General features: G+C 50.6%; 1 pseudogene. It reads right to left on the bottom strand.

Annotated elements, in window-relative coordinates:
* Positions 1-354 (bottom strand): annotated as a pseudogene (locus tag AC0QH1_RS05020) (hypothetical protein); the annotation flags it as partial.

Raw genomic sequence — 354 nt, 5'->3', positions numbered from 1 at the left:
GCATAGCGCTAAATCTTGATAAAATGGTAGGGGAAGCGGTGGGGGTGAGAATCCATAATTTGGGTAAGGCTTCGTTGAACAGTCGGCGATTATTGCGGTTGGCTTGGCGTTGCAGCGATCGCCTCACGTCTAGCAGCTTTCCGAGACAGTCGCAAATTTCATCTTCGCTGACTGGGTTGCGAAAGGGTTCAAAAATCGAAGGATTCGGACTCGCAGCCATTCTTCCTAAGATACCCAAGGGTCGAACCATTGCCAGTTCTAAATTCGGAAGGGGTCGAAAGTACAAGTCGATTTCTCGGACTTCGGAAGCCACCCGCTGGGGTGCTTTTACCTCCCCGTAAGGAGAGAGCAATT

This window comes from Phormidium sp. CCY1219 (assembly GCF_055795085.1).
This window is presented reverse-complemented; position numbering and strand designations above follow the sequence as displayed.